The 15,338-nt window shown below is 71.7% G+C and carries 12 protein-coding genes; 6 read left to right on the forward strand and 6 right to left on the reverse strand.

Going from position 1 to position 15,338, the window contains the following annotated elements:
* Positions 1 to 183: 183 nt before the first annotated feature.
* Positions 184 to 948 (reverse strand): GOLPH3/VPS74 family protein, encoded by a 765-nt coding sequence (locus tag ACZ404_RS24300; RefSeq protein WP_468443211.1) that lies wholly within the window; start codon positions 946 to 948, stop codon positions 184 to 186.
* 196 nt (positions 949 to 1,144) lie between these two features.
* On the opposite strand from ACZ404_RS24300, the gene ACZ404_RS24305 reads away from it, so the two are divergent.
* The gene (locus ACZ404_RS24305; RefSeq protein WP_468443213.1) at positions 1,145 to 3,604 is read left to right on the forward strand and encodes a D-alanyl-D-alanine carboxypeptidase; all 2,460 of its coding nucleotides are present in this window, start codon (positions 1,145 to 1,147) and stop codon (positions 3,602 to 3,604) included.
* Between the two features lie 189 nt (positions 3,605 to 3,793).
* Complete coding sequence (locus ACZ404_RS24310) at positions 3,794 to 5,767, forward strand: MFS transporter (protein WP_468443215.1); 1,974 nt, start codon at positions 3,794 to 3,796, stop codon at positions 5,765 to 5,767.
* A gap of 3 nt (positions 5,768 to 5,770) precedes the next feature.
* On the opposite strand, the gene ACZ404_RS24315 is transcribed toward ACZ404_RS24310, so the two are convergent.
* Positions 5,771 to 6,610, reverse strand: a complete 840-nt coding sequence (locus ACZ404_RS24315; protein WP_468443216.1) for a hypothetical protein — start codon at positions 6,608 to 6,610, stop codon at positions 5,771 to 5,773.
* Between the two features lie 74 nt (positions 6,611 to 6,684).
* Between ACZ404_RS24315 and ACZ404_RS24320 the strand changes: the two genes are divergently transcribed.
* Both ACZ404_RS24320 and ACZ404_RS24325 read left to right on the forward strand, forming a co-directional pair.
* On the forward strand, positions 6,685 to 7,473 hold the full coding sequence (locus ACZ404_RS24320) for an SDR family oxidoreductase (RefSeq protein WP_468443217.1): 789 nt from the start codon (positions 6,685 to 6,687) through the stop codon (positions 7,471 to 7,473).
* Positions 7,474 to 7,600: 127 nt separating this feature from the next.
* The gene (locus ACZ404_RS24325) at positions 7,601 to 9,166 is read left to right on the forward strand and encodes a sodium:solute symporter family protein (protein ID WP_468443219.1); all 1,566 of its coding nucleotides are present in this window, start codon (positions 7,601 to 7,603) and stop codon (positions 9,164 to 9,166) included.
* Positions 9,167 to 9,194: 28 nt separating this feature from the next.
* Here ACZ404_RS24325 and ACZ404_RS24330 read toward each other — a convergent pair whose 3' ends face one another.
* Together ACZ404_RS24330 and ACZ404_RS24335 are read right to left on the reverse strand one after the other, a co-directional pair.
* Complete coding sequence (locus ACZ404_RS24330; RefSeq protein ID WP_468443221.1) at positions 9,195 to 10,310, reverse strand: ADP-ribosylglycohydrolase family protein; 1,116 nt, start codon at positions 10,308 to 10,310, stop codon at positions 9,195 to 9,197.
* A gap of 108 nt (positions 10,311 to 10,418) precedes the next feature.
* A complete protein-coding gene (locus ACZ404_RS24335) occupies positions 10,419 to 10,916 on the reverse strand; it encodes a MarR family winged helix-turn-helix transcriptional regulator (RefSeq protein ID WP_468443223.1) in 498 nt (165 codons plus the stop codon).
* Between the two features lie 92 nt (positions 10,917 to 11,008).
* On the opposite strand from ACZ404_RS24335, the gene ACZ404_RS24340 reads away from it, so the two are divergent.
* Entirely contained in the window at positions 11,009 to 11,461 is a 453-nt protein-coding gene (locus ACZ404_RS24340) for an SgcJ/EcaC family oxidoreductase (protein ID WP_468443225.1), read from the forward strand.
* Positions 11,462 to 11,543: 82 nt separating this feature from the next.
* Positions 11,544 to 12,050 (forward strand): DUF2165 domain-containing protein, encoded by a 507-nt coding sequence (locus ACZ404_RS24345; RefSeq protein ID WP_468443227.1) that lies wholly within the window; start codon positions 11,544 to 11,546, stop codon positions 12,048 to 12,050.
* Here ACZ404_RS24345 and ACZ404_RS24350 read toward each other — a convergent pair.
* Together ACZ404_RS24350 and ACZ404_RS24355 are read right to left on the reverse strand one after the other, a co-directional pair.
* Complete coding sequence (locus ACZ404_RS24350; protein WP_468443229.1) at positions 12,043 to 12,609, reverse strand: hypothetical protein; 567 nt, start codon at positions 12,607 to 12,609, stop codon at positions 12,043 to 12,045. The two genes, ACZ404_RS24345 and ACZ404_RS24350, sit on opposite strands and share 8 nt — an antisense overlap.
* A gap of 70 nt (positions 12,610 to 12,679) precedes the next feature.
* A complete protein-coding gene (locus tag ACZ404_RS24355; protein WP_468443231.1) occupies positions 12,680 to 15,265 on the reverse strand; it encodes a bifunctional FO biosynthesis protein CofGH in 2,586 nt (861 codons plus the stop codon).
* Between the last annotated feature and the right edge of the window lie 73 nt (positions 15,266 to 15,338).

A 15,338-nucleotide genomic window follows, 5' to 3' on the forward strand; every position in this document is an offset into this window, starting at 1 on the left:
GGGGTGAGGGGGCTCTCCTGCGGGGGGTGGGGGGGGTAGTAGGGGGGGGGGGGGGGGGGGGGGGGGGGGGGGGGGGTGGGGGGCTTGGGGGGGGGGGGGGGGGGGGGGGGGAGGAGGGGGTCCCCCCCCACCCCGCTCGAACCAGCGGCTCCCGAACCGGGCTTGGGTGAGGTGCGGTACGGCTCAGTGCGCCACGGCGCGTGCCATGGACCCGCGGTGCGGCTGCATCGGCACCCCGCGTGCGGGCTGCTGCGGCGCGGTCCTGGCGCCGGCCGCGGCCCCGGGCTGCCGTCCGGTGGCGGCCGGACCGCGCCTCGGCTGCGCGGCGGCGCCGTTCTGGACGTCCATCACGGCGTGCGCGACGAGTCCGCCCATCGGGTCGTGCCGGATCAGATCCCGCAACCGGGAGCGGGACGAGCGTCCCTCGTTCCCCGGGTACAGGTGCTTGCCGAGGCCGACGGCGTGCGCCAGGGCGGCGAGCGCCGCGGTCCGCGGGTCCGGCGGAACGCCGGTGCGGATCGCCGAATCCAGCCGTGCACGGATCTCCCGGCTGATGGCGTTGTCCGTCGCCTGGTAGCGAGTCGTCGGCAGCACCCCGCACATCTGGCCGGCCACGGCGTGCACCATGCCGCACCGCTCCAGATGCGAAAGGTAGGTCTGGCGGAGCCCCAGTCGCGGCCCGCCGATCCAGTGGACCGCCCGCACCGGAGCGCCACGCCTTCGCAGCAACTCCAACGCGCAGTCCAGAGTCGGATCTCCTGTCGGCCGTGGCACCACCACGGCGATACGATCCCCGTCTGGGGCTATCCGTCCGGCCAGCGCCAGCTCCACTAGCTGTGCTCCGGCCAGACCCAGGTCGAGCGACTGCGGCTGTGCAGTGGTACCCGTGGTCGGGTCCAGTGCCAGCAACAGAAGCTCCTCCGGAAGTGTTCTGCGGCTCCTGCCCATCCATGCCTCCCCGCGTGGATGAATGACAGGGTGACCCCTCTCACATTGGTCTGTCGAGGGTGCGTGACCGGTTCGTGAGGGAACCGGCAGGTATGTCGTTCTCGTCTACCGCAGGGGCCAAGCCCCCACACAGGACACTGGTACATGGTTCGGACAGGGCGCGCGAGTGCGCGTGCGGCGCATGGAGGAGGCATCGGTGGCGGGCGAGTCCCCCGACAGGTCGAAGCAGCACGAGTCGTCGGCGGAACCGACGTCGGGGAGCGCGGGTTCGGTTCCCGAGGCGCGCGATCCGCGGCTCGCGGTGTCCCGCGAAAAGGATTCCTCCGAGGGTGCGGCGGACACGGCGACGAAGGTGCTGTCGGTACGCGACGTCAAGCGGGCGGCCTCCGGCCCCGACGACGAGGACGCCGACCTCCGCGAGGCGGTCTCCTCCTGGCTCCGCTCAGCAGACACACCGGCCGACGAGCCCAACGGGTCGACGGATGCGCCGGATACGCCGGATACGACGAATGCACCTGAAGAGCCCGAATTGTCCGAAGAGGACGACCAGAACGACGAGAACGACGAGGACACGGAGAACGCCGGGGACCCCGAGTCGGCGACCGAGAACGCGGAACCGGCCGAAGCCGAGGCCGAGGCATCCAAGGCCGCGGAACCGACCGAGGCGGACGCGGACACGCAGACTGACGCCGACGCAAAGGCGGACGCGGACACGCAGACTGACGCCGACGCAAAGGCGGACACGGGCGACGACGGGGACGAGGACGAGAGCCCTGCCGCCACGGCCGGCGAGGACGAGGGCCCTGCCGCCACGGCCGGCGAGGACGACGCCCGGCCCTCGGCGGAGGCGGAGACCGAGTCCGAGGCGGAGGAGCAGCCCGCTCGTGACGACGAGCCCGCGGGCGACGACGAGCCCGCGGCTGACGGCGGGGTAGCCGCGGACGGCGGGGTAGCCGCCGACGGCGGGGTAGCCGCCGACGGCGGGGTAGCCGCCGACGGCGGGGTAGCCGCCGACGGCGAGGAAGCCCCGCAGGGGCCACCCGCACCCGGCGACGAGACCCGCACGGGCGGTGCGGGTGGGAACGAGGACGCCGCCGAAGGCGAAGCCGAGGCGGAGCCGCTCGACCAGCCCACCACCGTCTTCAAGGCCGTCCGCCCCAAGAAGCCCGAGGTCGACCAGCCGACCACGATGCTCAAGCTCGGCACGAAGCCCGAGCCCCGCCCCAAGCCCGAGCCCGAGCCCGAGCCCGAAGCCGAACGCACCAGCACATTCGTCGCCCTGAAGTCCGACGTCACGCCGGTCCGGCCCGACGCCACCACCCCCGTCCCCCGACTCGGCCCCGAGCGCACCACCCAGCAGCCGCTCCCGCCCAAGCCCCCGCTGGACCTGCTCGCCGAGCTGACGAACACCCCGCCGCCCCCGGAGACCCCGGTCCGCACGCTCGTGCGCCGGGTCAAGATCTGGACCCCCGTGGTCCTCCTCCTGGCCGTCGTCCTCGGGGTCGTCCAGTCCCTGCGCCCCCTCCCGCAGCCCACCCTCGACCTCACCGCGAAGGACACCTACACCTTCCCCGGCGCCAAGCCCGACATCCCGTGGCCGGCCGACGGCGAGGCCGCCCTGGAGGTGCAGGGCATCGGCAGCTTCGGCTCCTCCGGCGCCCAGAAGCCCGTACCGATCGCGAGCGTCGCGAAGGTCATGACCGCGTACCTGATCCTGCGCGACCACCCGCTGGGGAGCGGCGAGAACGGCCCCAAGATCACCATCGACAAGGCCGCCGAGCAGCAGTCGGACGCCGGCCAGGAGTCCACCGTTCGGGTCACCGCCGGCGACCGCATCTCCGAGCGGGAGGCCCTGGAGGCCATCCTGCTGCCCTCCGCGAACAACGTGGCCCGGCTGCTCGCCCGCTGGGACTCCCACGGCTCCGAGAAGGCGTTCGTGGCGAAGATGAACGCCGCCGCCAAGAGCCTCGGCATGGTCAACACGAAGTACACCGACCCCTCGGGCCTGACCGACTCCACGGTCAGCACGGCCGTGGACCAGGTGAAGCTGGCCACGGCGGCCATGCAGAAGCCGGCCTTCCGCGAGGTCGCGGCGATGATGTCGTACAACGACTACAAGGGTGTCAACCACTCCAACTACAACCGCCTGGTCGGCCACGACAACGTCGTGGGCATCAAGACCGGCACCACCACCTCCGCCCTCGGCAACCTGGTCTTCGCGGCGAAGCAGCAGGTCGGCGGCGAGACCCGGACCATCATCGGCGCCGCGCTGCGCCAGCCCGCGGGCGGTTTCGACAACACGATCATCAGCGGCGTCCTGGACGCGAGCAAGAAGCTGATCCAGGCCGCGCAGGGCGCGCTGAAGCCGGCGACGATCCTGAAGAAGGGCGACGTCGTCGGGTACGTCGACGACGGGCTCGGCGGCCGTACGCCGGTCGTGGCCACGAAGGACGTGACGGCGGCCGGCTGGTCCGGCCTGAAGGTGAAGCTGTCGTTCGCCGCCGACGCCGTACCGCACACCGCGAAGGCCGGCACCAAGGTGGGCACGCTCACCGTGGGTGACGGTGGTTCGGCCGGCGCGGTGAAGGTGCCGGTGGCCCTGCAGAAGGACCTGGCGGAACCCGGCTTCACGGACAAGCTGACCCGCCTCGGCTGAGCACGCCCGGCCCCGGCCCGGCCCCCACGCACCCCGTCGACGGAGCCCCGCGACGGGGTGCGTGCTAGCGTCACGAAACGGGGCAGGTCGCCGGTCACGGGGCGGGGGCCGGGAACTGGACGAGAAGCGGCCGGGAACACCGAGGGACACGGCCGAGAACAGAAGACGGGACACGGGGAGTGCCTTCAGGTGGCCACAACCGAGCCGACACGCGCCGACGACGCCGATCCGGACCCGGGATCCGGCCCGCGAATACGCGTGTCCGCGACGGACACGGCGGACCGGGTGGACGGCGCGGACGGAACTGACACGACCGCCGCGACCGACCCGGCCGACGCGACGACCGACATGACCGACACGGACCGTCATCACGCACACACGCGTGAGGACAGGGACCGGAGCCACGCCCACGGCCCTGCCGGGCCACGCCCGGCCACCGTCGGCGCACCCCCGGCCGGCCGGGGAGCACGGCTCCTCGCCGCCGCCGAGCCGCTCCGCCGGCGGATGCTGCTGCACCCGGTGCTGTCGGTCACCGCGCTCGCCGGCGCCCTGCACATCATCTGGTTCTTCACGTTCGCGAACAGCGGTGGCGACCTCGCGGCCCAGGACGCCTGGGCGGAGTTCGTCGGCCGGCACCCGGACTCGGCGTACAACCTCGCCTGGTACGGCGGCATGCACCCGGTGTCGTACAGCGTGGTGTCGCCGTATCTGATGTCGGTCCTCGGCGTCCGTACGACGATGATGATCGCCGGCACGGTCTCGGCGGGTCTGCTGACGCTGGTCCTGATCCGCAGCCGCGCGGTGCGGAACCCGCTGTGGGCCTCGCTCGCCGGGGTCCTCGCGCTGCTGTGCAACGCGATCTCCGGGCGGGTGACGTTCGGGCTCGGCACCATGTTCGCGCTCGGCGCGGTCGCGGCCGTCTTCTGCTGGCCCCGCAAGTGGCGGCACAAGCGGTGGGCGAAGGCGCTGGTGGCGGCCCCGATGGCCGCGCTCGCCACCATGGCCTCGCCGGTCGCGGGGCTGTTCGTCGGCCTGGTCGCGGTCGCGCTGTTCCTGCAGAAGCGGCGGCCGGGCGCCTGGGCCCTGGGCCTCGCCCCCTCGGCCGTGGTCGCGGTGTCGGCGTGGCTGTTCCCGTTCTCCGGCACCCAGCCGATGACCATCGGCTCGGTGATCCTGCCGCTGCTGTACGGCCTGCTGTGCCTGTTCCTCGTGCCCAAGGAGTGGATCACCGTCCGGCTGGCGGCGGCCGTCTACAGCGTCGGCGTCGTCCTGGTGTGGCTGATCAGCTCGCAGATCGGCTCGAACATCTCGCGCCTCCCGATGCTGTTCGCGGGTGCGACGATCGTCGCGGTACTCCCGTACACCGTGAAGCGCTCGCGCAAGTGGTACGTGACCGTGCTGGCGCTCCTGGGCTTCGCCGGCTGGATCGGTTTCAAGACGGTCGACGACATCGTCCACACGACGCCGGCCGCCTCCTGGGCCCGTGAGCTCGCCCCTCTCGTCAACCAGCTGCAGAAGGTCGGCGCCGAGCGCGGCCGCGTCGAGGTGGTCCCGGCGCGTTCGCACCGCGAGGCCTCCGCGCTCGCGCCGTACGTCAACCTGGCGCGCGGCTGGAACCGGCAGGCCGACATGGAGCGCAACCCGCTCTTCTACGACGACACCCTCAACTCGGCGAACTACCACGAGTGGCTGCAGCGCTGGGCCGTGCACTTCGTGGTGCTGCCGAAGGACAACCCGGACGGCGACGGCGGGGTGCGCGAGCGGGCGCTGCTGCAGCGCGGGATGCCGTATCTGAAGCAGATCTGGGGCGACGCCAACTGGCAGCTGTTCAAGGTGACCGACCCGGCGCCGCTCGCCGAGCCCAACGCGGTGGTGGATCGCGCCGAGCAGGGCGAGATGACGCTCGAGGTGAACAAGCCGGGGCGGATCCTGATCAAGATCCCGTACTCGCCGTGGCTGAGCATCGTCGACGACCAGGGCAAGAGCCTGACGTACGAGAAGATCAACGCCTGTCTGATGCCGACCACGGAGGACGCCGACGGCGACAAGTGGACCGTCCTGGTCGCCCCGCGCACCGGCACCTACCACCTGGCCGCCCCCTACCAGCTCCCGCGCGGCACACCGTGCCCGGACACCGTGAAGGCCACCGAGGGCAAGCAGTAGCCGTCAGCGCAGCTCGTCCACGTACCGGTCCGTGCCCGGCACCGTGGGGATGAACGGCGCCACCAGCTCCACCCTGCCCAGGCCCGACTCGGTCACCTGCTCGTCCAGGCCGGTGAAGTGCCGCTCCCAGCAGTCGCGGGGGTCCTGTTCCAGGAACCACAGCAGGGTGAGGCGGGTGTCGACGCCCTCGACCTGCTTGACGTAGGTCATCCGGTCGCCCGGCAGCGGGGTCGGCCGGAAGACCGTCACCATGGCGGCCGGGGAGCCGGCGAGGCGGCGGGGCAGGTGCCGGGTGCCGAGCCACTCCAGCAGCCGCGCCCGCTGCTCGGCGGACTCGGCGTCGATCACTTCCAGCACGAGGCCCGCGTACGGGTGGTCGAGCGCGTGGAAGTCCCTGGGCCCGGCGGCGCCGTCCCGGTACACCGTCGTCGCGTGGTCCTGGAAGGCCGTGAAGACGTGGGTGCGGTCGTGGTACACGCGGGCGTCTCGGTTGAGGCGCCGGTTGATGGCGACCGTCCAGCGCATGTGGTCGTCGTAGCGGCCGTCGGTGATCCAGTACGTGGAGAGGTAGCAGCCGGTGGTGACGGGCCGGGCGACCGCCGACTTCTCGGGGTGACGCAGAAGCTGCAGCTCGCGGGTGGCGACCCAGCGGCGGCCGGCGTACATCCAGGGCATGGCCATGGCACCGGCGTAGTAGTGGTCGTCCTCGTACCAGCGGTTGTAGGCGTACTCGTGGCCGGGGTGCGGCTCGACCAGGGTGATCAGGGCGTGGCCGGGGCGCACCCCGTAGGGGCCCACGGCGGCCAGGTCGGCGTACAGCTCGCTGCGGGTGTCCTCGCTCATGCGGTTCCCCTTTCTCGCGGTCGCCCATACTCTGACGCTCCGTCAGATGAAGCGCCATACTCCGGGAGGCACCGATGTCCCTGCTCACCGGCAAGACCGTCGTCGTCTCGGGGGTCGGGGCCGGGCTCGGCCACCAGGTCGCCGCGGCCGTCGTACGGGACGGCGGGAACGCGGTGCTGGGGGCGCGCACGGAGACGAACCTCGCCAAGAGCGCGGCGGAGATCGACCCCGGGGGCGCGCGGACGGCGTACCGGGAGACCGACATCACCGACGAGGGCCAGTGCGAGCGGCTCGCGGCGCTGGCCCGGGAGCGGTTCGGCGGGATCGACGCGGTGGTGCACGTGGCGGCCTGGGACTCCTCCTTCGGCGGGCTCCAGGACGCGGACTTCGCGACCTGGCAGTCGGTCATCGACGTGAACCTGCTCGGCACGCTGCGGATGACCCGGGCGTGCCTGCCGGCGCTGAGGGCAGGCGGGGGCGGGTCGGTGGTGTTCATCGGCACGCAGTCGGCCCTCGCCGCGCCGACACAGGTGAAGCAGGCCGCGTACGCCGCCTCGAAGGGAGCGCTGACCAGTGCGATGTACTCCCTGGCGCGGGAGCTGGGGCCGTACCGGATCCGCGTCAACACGGTGCTGCCGGGCTGGATGTGGGGGCCTCCGGTGCAGGCGTACGTCCGGTTCACCGCGCACACGGAGGGCGTGCCGGAGGCGGAGGTGCTGGGCCGGCTGACGCAGCGGATGGCGCTGCCGGAACTGGCGACGGACGGCGATGTGGCCGACGCGGCGGTGTTCCTGGCATCGGAGCGGGCACGGTCCATCACCGGGCAGTCGCTGCTGGTGAATGCCGGGGAGCTGATGCGCTGACCCCTCTCGCGACCCTCACCGTCTTGTTCAAGTAGGTGAACTATAGACATCAAGGCGAACGATTTTACTGCGACTTGACCTTCCTCTTGCTTGTCGCGTTCATGATGCCGCACCCACGATCGAGCATATGAACAGTCTCGACTGGGCCGTACTCATCGGCTACTTCGGTGTGATGGTCGCGATCGGCGTCTGGTCGCACAAACGCGTGGACGACGTCGGCGACTTCTTCACGGCCGGCGGCAGGATGCCCTGGTGGCTGTCCGGCATCTCGCACCACATGTCGGGCTACAGCGCGGTGATGTTCACCGGGTACGCGGGCATCGCCTACACCTACGGTGTCACCTCCTTCGTCACCTGGTCCTTCCCGATCGCACTCGGCGTCGCCATCGGCTCCAAGCTGTTCGCGCCGCGCATCAACCGGCTGCGGTCACGCCTGCACGTGGCCTCTCCCCTGGAGTATCTGAAGAACCGTTACAACCTGCAGACCCAGCAGGCGCTGGCCTGGTCCGGCATGCTGCTGAAGATCGTCGACGTGGGCGCGAAGTGGGCCGCGATCGCCACGCTGCTGTCCGTCTTCACCGGCGTCACGCTCAACCAGGGCATCCTCATCACCGGTGCGATCACCGCCGTCTACTGCACGATCGGCGGCCTGTGGGCCGACGCGCTCACCGAACTCGGTCAGTTCGTCATCCAGTTGCTGGCCGGCATCTCGATGTTCGTCGCCGTCGTGCTGAAGCTGAACGACAAGGGCATCGGCTTCCTCGACGCCTGGAACGAGCCCGCGCTGCACGGCCACGGCAAGCCGCTCGTCGGCCCCTACGGCACCGTCTTCCTGCTCGCCTTCCTCTTCATCAAGCTCTTCGAGTACAACGGCGGCATGCTCAACCAGGCCCAGCGCTACATGGCGACGGGCAGTGCCCACGAGGCCGAACGCTCGGCCCGGCTGTCGGCCGTGCTGTGGCTGGTCTGGCCGGTGGTGCTGTTCTTCCCGATGTGGATGTCGCCGCTCCTCGTCCACGCGCAGAAGCCGGACGGCTCCGACTCCTACGGCCTGATGACCGAACAGCTCCTGCCGCACGGCCTGCTGGGCCTGGTCGTCGTCGGCTTCTTCTCGCACACGATGGCCATGTGCTCCTCCGACGCCAACGCGATCGCCGCCGTCTTCACCCGGGACTGCGCCCCCGTCATCTCCGCCCGCGCCCGGGAATGGAACGCCCGGTCGGGCCTGATCGCCGCTCGCGTCACGACGGTCGTGTTCCTCGGCCTGTCCATGGCGGCGGCCACGCAGGTCAACTCCCCCGCCTTCAAGGACATCATCACCGTCGTCATCAAGTGGGTCGCCGGCCTGATGGGCCCCATGGCCATCCCGATGATGCTCGGCCTCCTGCGCCCGTTCCGCCGCTCCGGCCCGACGGCGGCGCTCACCGGCTGGGCAGCGGGTCTGCTGGCGTTCTGGCTGGTCAACTACCCCATCAACTGGAACGTCGACGGTGGCGTGCCGCTGCAGTACCAGGTCTCGGTGCCGCTGGCCGTCTCCCTCGTCCTCTACATCCTCATCGGCTGTCTGAAGCCGGAGGACACGCCGGAGCGGTTGGCGATCATCGAGCGGGTCAACTCGGACGGGGACGCGGGTGCGACGCGGGCCGTGCCGGTGCCCGCGGGGGCGGGGGACGACGTGGTCGGAGCGCCGTAGTCGCCGCGCGCCGCCGGCGCGCCGCGGCCTACGCCCGCGGATATCTCGCCAGCCACCCCGGGGACGAGCCCGCGGGGCCGTGCAACGCGGGCCCCTGGGTCATTTCCATCGCGAAGTCGTCGGCCAGTTCCAGGATGGTGGGGCGGCCCTCCAGTTCGGTCAGCCAGGCCGGCGGGAGGGCCGTTTCGCCGTGGAGGGCGCCGAGGAGGCCGCCGGTGAGGGCGCCCGCGGCGGCCGAGGGGCCGCTCTGGTTGACGGCGAGGCAGAGGCCGTGCCGTACGTCCTCCCCCACCAGCGCGCAGTAGACGGCCGCCGCCAGCAGCCCGTCGGCCGTGCCGTCGCCGGCCAGCTCCTCCACCCGGGACGGGCCCGGCAGCCCCTGGCGGACGGCGCCCAGCGCGTGCTGCAGCGCGTCGGAGACCGGCTGGTGGCCGGGGCGGGCGGCGAGCAGGGCGAGGGCGCGCTGCACGGCGCCGTCCAGGCTCTCGCCGCGCGCGAGGGCGTGCACGATGACGGCGTACGCGCCCGCCGACAGGTAGGCGATGGGATGCCCGTGGGTCTGGGCCGCGCACTCCACGGCAAGCTGGGCGACGAGCTGGGGCTCCCAGCCGACCAGGAGACCGAAGGGTGCCGAGCGGGCGACGGCCTCGGGGCCCAGTTCGCCGGGGTTCTTGGGCGACTCCAGGGTGCCCATGTTCTCGTCGCCGAAGCCGATGAGCAGGGCGCGGGTCGGATCCCGGCGGGCGTACAGCCACTCCTCGCGCGCGAGCCAGCCGTCGTCCTTGCGGCGCTCGTCCGGGCCCCAGTCGCGCTGGGTGGCGGCCCACCGCAGATACGCCCGGTGCAGGTCGGTGGGCGGGTGCCAGGCGCCGGTGTCCCGACGTACCTGGGCGCGGATGAGGCCGTCCACGGTGAAGAGGGTGAGCTGGGTGTGGTGGGTGACCGTGCCGCGCCGGCCCTGGCCGAAGGCGAGGTCGAGCAGCCCCTCGGGGCCGAACTCCGAGCGGATCTCGTCCAGGGCGAGCGCGTCGGCCGGCCCGCCCAGCGCGTCGCCGACGGCCGCGCCGAGCAGGGTGCCGCGCACCCGGCTGCGGAAGTCCTGCTGTTCGGCACGGCCCCAGACGGCGCCGGTTGTCGCACCCACCCAGACCTCCTCGGGGCACCGTCCGTATGTACGACGCTGAGCACTGTAATCGACCGGGGACGATCGGTTCACGGGGGCAAATGCCCCACGCGTCCCATTCCCGGCCGGCTACGAGCGCTTCGGCCCGGCAGGCCTTCTGCGCCTCGGGGCCGTCGCGCGCCGGATCTCCTCGGTGGCCGCGCGGAAGGCGGGGGCGGCGTGCTCGAAGTAGTCGAAGAGGAGCTGCCGCTGCTCGGGTGTGTAGCGCGCCAGGACCTCGGCGATGTGCCGGCGGGCCGGGCCGACGACCTCCTCGACATGGGCGAGGGCGTCCGGGACCGGCTCGACGACGACCCGCCGCCGGTCCCTGGGGTCCGAGGTGCGGCGCGCGTACCCGGCCCGCTCGAGGCGGTCGATGAGCCGGGTGGTGGCGCCGGTGGTGAGGCCGGTCCGGGTGGCCAGTTCGCCCGAGGTGAGGGCGCCTTCCACCGCGATGAGGCTGAGCGCGTACCACTCCGAGGTGTGCAGTCCCGCCGCTTCCGCACTGGCCAGGCCCTGGAGGCCGACGGCGTCCAGGTACTGACGGAAGATCAGGTGCTCGTCGCCGCCGTGCGAAGGGGTTGCCATGGGCGGAGTCCTCTCACTACATTTATCTGCACAGACGCAGATACTGCTCACGCGCAGTATCTGCTCCGGACCAACCGGAGAGGAAGCCTGCCATGCCCGCCACCGCCCACGACACCACCGCGATCACCTCCGTCCTGCGCGAGCTCGTCGCCGCCTGGGAGCGGCACGACGCCGACGCCTACGGCGCGCTCTTCACCCCGGAGGCCACCTACATCACCTACGTCGGCACCTTCTACCGGGGCCGCCAGGACATCGTGGACAGCCACCGCACCCTCTTCTCGACGTTCCTCGAGGGCACCCGACTGGCCGACGAGATCCTCGACATCCGCTTCCACGGACCCGACGTGGCGGTGGTCAACGGCCGGGGCGACACCTACAAGGGCGAGCGCCCGAAGAAACTCACCAAGATCCAGACCTACACCCTGGTCAGGCAGCCCGACGGCCAATGGCGCATCGCGGCCTTCCACAACACCAAGCGCAAGCCGCTCATGGAGTCCCTCTCCTTCAGGTTCGCCCCGGCCCTGGTCCCGGCGGCTCAGAGGTGAGCCGAACGCGGCACCGCCCACCGGCCTTTCTTGGCGCAATGCGTGCGGCAGAGGGCGGGGTCGAGCGGGGAGAATCCTGTTCATGACCACCACCCCCACGCGCCACACCGGCCTCAGCCTTGCCGCCGGTGTCCTCACCGGCGTTCTCGCTCTCTACATCGCCCTGGTCGCCCTCGGGAACATCACCGACTTCGGGACCAACCAGCAGTTCGTCCGGCATGTGCTGGCGATGGACACCACGTTCAAGGACGACGACCTGATGTGGCGGGCCGTCACCAGCACGGCACTTCAGGACACCACGTACGTGGCGATCATCGTGTGGGAGTCGGTGGCGGCGCTGGTGCTGATAGCGGGAACGTACCTGTGGGCGCGGCGGGATCACGACCGTGCCCGGCGGCTCTCCACCTACGGGCTGCTGATGCTCGTGCTGCTCTTCGGGGCCGGGTTCATCGCCATCGGCGGGGAGTGGTTCGCCATGTGGCAGTCGAAGTCCTGGAACGGGCTGGAGGCGGCGACCCGGGTGTTCCTGCTCAGCGGAGTCGCGCTGATCGTCAACCAGTTGCCCGCCCGGCCGGGCGACCCTACTTGACCACGGCGACCTTCGTGTTCAGGTCACCGAAGGCCCACAGCGCGGCTCCGTCGCCCTTGTGCAGACGGATGCCGCCGGTCTTCAGGCCGTTCGCGGGCGGCGGGGAGGCGCCGTCGACGGCGTTCGAGAAGGCTATGTTCACGCCCGAGGCCACGGTGAAGTACATGACGTGCTCGATCTGCACCCCGTCGGAGCCCTTGAGGGCGTCGGTGCGCTTGATGACCGAGTAGCGGCCCGGCTGCGGATCCACCGTGCCCGGCCACACCGGGAACGTGCGGGTCGGCCTGCCGGTCGCGTCGACCAGCCACACCCGCTTCTCGCCCACGGAGTAGACGATCCGGCGGCCCGAGCCGGACGCGGCGGGAAGGGCGGGCCGGCCCGAGGGCTTGGGATCGGCGGACGCGTGCGGGCGCGGCGAGGCCGACGCACTCGGCCTCGCCGTCGCGGCCGTGGGATGCGGCCCGTGGTCCGCCTGGACCGCGAGGGCGACGACGGCGGCCGTCGCTCCCACCGTCAGTCCGGAGACCCAGGCCCACGAGGGCAGCAGTCGGCCAGCCACGGGTACGCATCTCCTCCGCTACGAGTCCCGGTCTCGGAACCGGGGTCGGATCATCGTACTCAGTCCACTCTCAGTCGAGGACCGGCAGCAGGTCCGGCAGGTGTCCGTCGGAGGCCTCCGCCGCCCGCCGGCGCTCCTCGGGCACCTCGCCGTACAGCGTCGTGCGCGGCTTCGCCGGCCGGCCGGCCGCCGCGGCCACCGCCTCCAGGTCCCGGATCGACTTGTACGAGCCGTACGACGAGCCCGCCATGCGGGAGATCGTTTCTTCCATCAGGGTCCCGCCCAGGTCGTTCGCGCCCGAGCGCAGCATCTCCGCCGCACCCTCGGTGCCCAGTTTGACCCAACTAGTCTGGATGTTGGGGATCCAGGGGTGCAGCAGCAGGCGGGCCATCGCCGTCACCGCCCGGTTGTCCCGCAGGGACGGGCCGGGCCGCGCGATGCCCGCGAGGTACACCGGCGCGTTCGTGTGGATGAAGGGCAGGGTGACGAACTCGGTGAAGCCGCCCGTCTCGCGCTGGATCCCGGCGAGGGTGCGCAGGTGGCCCAGCCAGTGGCGGGGCTGGTCCACGTGGCCGTACATCATCGTCGACGACGAACGGATGCCCAGCTCGTGGGCCGTCCTGATCACCTCGGTCCAGGTCGCCGTGGGCAGCTTGCCCTTGGTCAGCACCCAGCGGACCTCGTCGTCCAGGATCTCGGCGGCGGTGCCGGGGATCGAGTCCAGGCCCGCCTCCTTGGCCGCGCTCAGCCACTCCCGGATCGACATCCCCGTCCTGGTCGCGCCGTTCACCACCTCCATGGGGGAGAAGGCGTGCACATGCATGCCGGGGACGCGGGACTTCACCGCCCGGGCGATGTCGAAGTACGCCGTCCCCGGCAGGTCGGGATGGATGCCGCCCTGCATGCACACCTCCACCGCGCCCACCTCCCACGCCTGCTGGGCGCGGTCGGCGACCTGGTCCAGGGAGAGGGTGTACGCGTCCGCGTCCGTGCGGCGCTGCGCGAAGGCGCAGAAACGGCAGCCGGTGTAACAGACGTTGGTGAAGTTGATGTTGCGGGTGACGATGTACGTCACGTGGTCGCCCACCGCCGACCTGCGCACCTCGTCGGCCACCCGGCACAGGGCGTCCAGCGCCGGTCCGTCCGCGTGCAGCAGGGCCAGCGCCTCGGCGTCGGTGAGCCGCGTCGGGTCGTCGGCCGCCGTGCGCAGCGCCTGGCGCACGTCGGTGTCGATGCGCTCCGGTGCCATCCCGGGGGCCGCCGCCTCGCGCAGGGCCTCCCAGTCGCCGTAGACCTCGTCGAAGTCGTCGCGCCGGTCGGTCGTACGGCCCTCGGTGTCGATCGTGCGGTGCAGGTCCGTGCGGCCGGTGGGGACGAAGGCCTCCTCCGGCTCCTGCCAGGGCAGGCCCTCGGGCAGGACCCCGGGGCGGGCCAGACCCGTCTCCGGGTCGGCGAGGGCCGCCACGTGCGGGCGCAGGCGCGGGTCCAGCCAGGGCTCGCCCCGGCTGACGAACTCCGGGTACACGCAGAGCCGTTCGCGCAGCTCGAAGCCCGCCGCCCGGGACTTCTCCGCCAGTTCCTCGATCTGCGGCCACGGCCGTTCGGGGTTGACGTGGTCGATGGTGAGGGGGGAGACCCCGCCCCAGTCGTCGATACCGGCGCCGATGAGCCGTTCGTACTCGCTGTCCACCAGGTTCGGCGGGGCCTGCAGACAGGCGCTCGGGCCCATGATGTGCCGCGCCACCGCCACCGTGGCGACCAGGTCGTCCAGTTCGGCGTCCGGCATGCCGCGCATCGCCGTGTCCGGCTTGGCGCGGAAGTTCTGGATGATCAGCTCCTGGATGCCGTGGTAGGCCCGGGAGACCTTGCGCAGGGCGAACAGGGACTCGGCGCGCTCCTCGTAGGTCTCGCCGATGCCGATGAGCAGACCCGAGGTGAAGGGCACCGAGGAACGGCCCGCGTCCTCCAGGACCCGCAGCCGTACGGCCGGTTCCTTGTCCGGGGAGCCGTAGTGGGGGCCGCCGGGCTCGGACCACAGCCGGGTCGCCGTCGTCTCCAGCATCATGCCCATGCTGGGGGCCACCGGCTTCAGCCGCTGGAAGTCCGTCCAGGTCATGACGCCCGGGTTGAGGTGGGGCAGCAGGCCGGTCTCCTCCAGGATGCGGATGGAGACGGCGCGGACGTAGGCGATCGTGTCGTCGTAGCCGTGCGCGTCCAGCCACTCGCGCGCCTCCGGCCAGCGGTCCTCGGGTTTGTCGCCGAGCGTGATCAGGGCTTCCTTGCAGCCCAGGGCGGCGCCCTTGCGGGCGATGTCCAGCACCTCGTCCGGCGACATGAACATCCCGTGGCCGGCGCGGCGCAGCTTGCCGGGGACGGTGACGAAGGTGCAGTAGTGGCACTTGTCCCGGCACAGCCGGGTGAGGGGGACGAAGACGCTCTTCGAGTAGGTGATGACGCCGGGGCGGCCCGCCTGCTCGAGGCCCGCGTCGCGCACCCGGGCGGCGGACGCGGCGAGGTCGGTCAGGGCCTCGCCGCGGGCCCGGAGCAGCACGGCCGCCTCGGCGACGTCGAGCGCGACGCCGTCCCGGGCACGTTTGAGGGCGCGACGCATGGAGTTCTCGGTCGGTCCGGTTCCGGGGGTCGCGGAAGTCGTCATCCCTTGAGGATAGGCTCCGCCGGTTGTGCCAGGTCGGGGGGCGTCTTCGGGGGTGCGGTGCCGGGCGCCCCGC

The organism is Streptomyces sp. NPDC030798 (assembly GCF_055572275.1).

Excerpts from the sequence above, each read along its gene's own strand:
- ACZ404_RS24300 (WP_468443211.1), bottom strand. The coding sequence starts at position 948 with ATGGGCAGGAGCCGCAGAACACTTCCGGAGGAGCTTCTGTTGCTGGCA.
- ACZ404_RS24315 (WP_468443216.1), bottom strand. The coding sequence starts at position 6,610 with ATGAGCGAGGACACCCGCAGCGAGCTGTACGCCGACCTGGCCGCCGTG.
- ACZ404_RS24320 (WP_468443217.1), top strand. The coding sequence starts at position 6,685 with ATGTCCCTGCTCACCGGCAAGACCGTCGTCGTCTCGGGGGTCGGGGCC.
- ACZ404_RS24325 (WP_468443219.1), top strand. The coding sequence starts at position 7,601 with ATGAACAGTCTCGACTGGGCCGTACTCATCGGCTACTTCGGTGTGATG.
- ACZ404_RS24335 (WP_468443223.1), bottom strand. The coding sequence starts at position 10,916 with ATGGCAACCCCTTCGCACGGCGGCGACGAGCACCTGATCTTCCGTCAG.
- ACZ404_RS24340 (WP_468443225.1), top strand. The coding sequence starts at position 11,009 with ATGCCCGCCACCGCCCACGACACCACCGCGATCACCTCCGTCCTGCGC.
- ACZ404_RS24345 (WP_468443227.1), top strand. The coding sequence starts at position 11,544 with ATGACCACCACCCCCACGCGCCACACCGGCCTCAGCCTTGCCGCCGGT.
- ACZ404_RS24355 (WP_468443231.1), bottom strand. The coding sequence starts at position 15,265 with ATGACGACTTCCGCGACCCCCGGAACCGGACCGACCGAGAACTCCATG.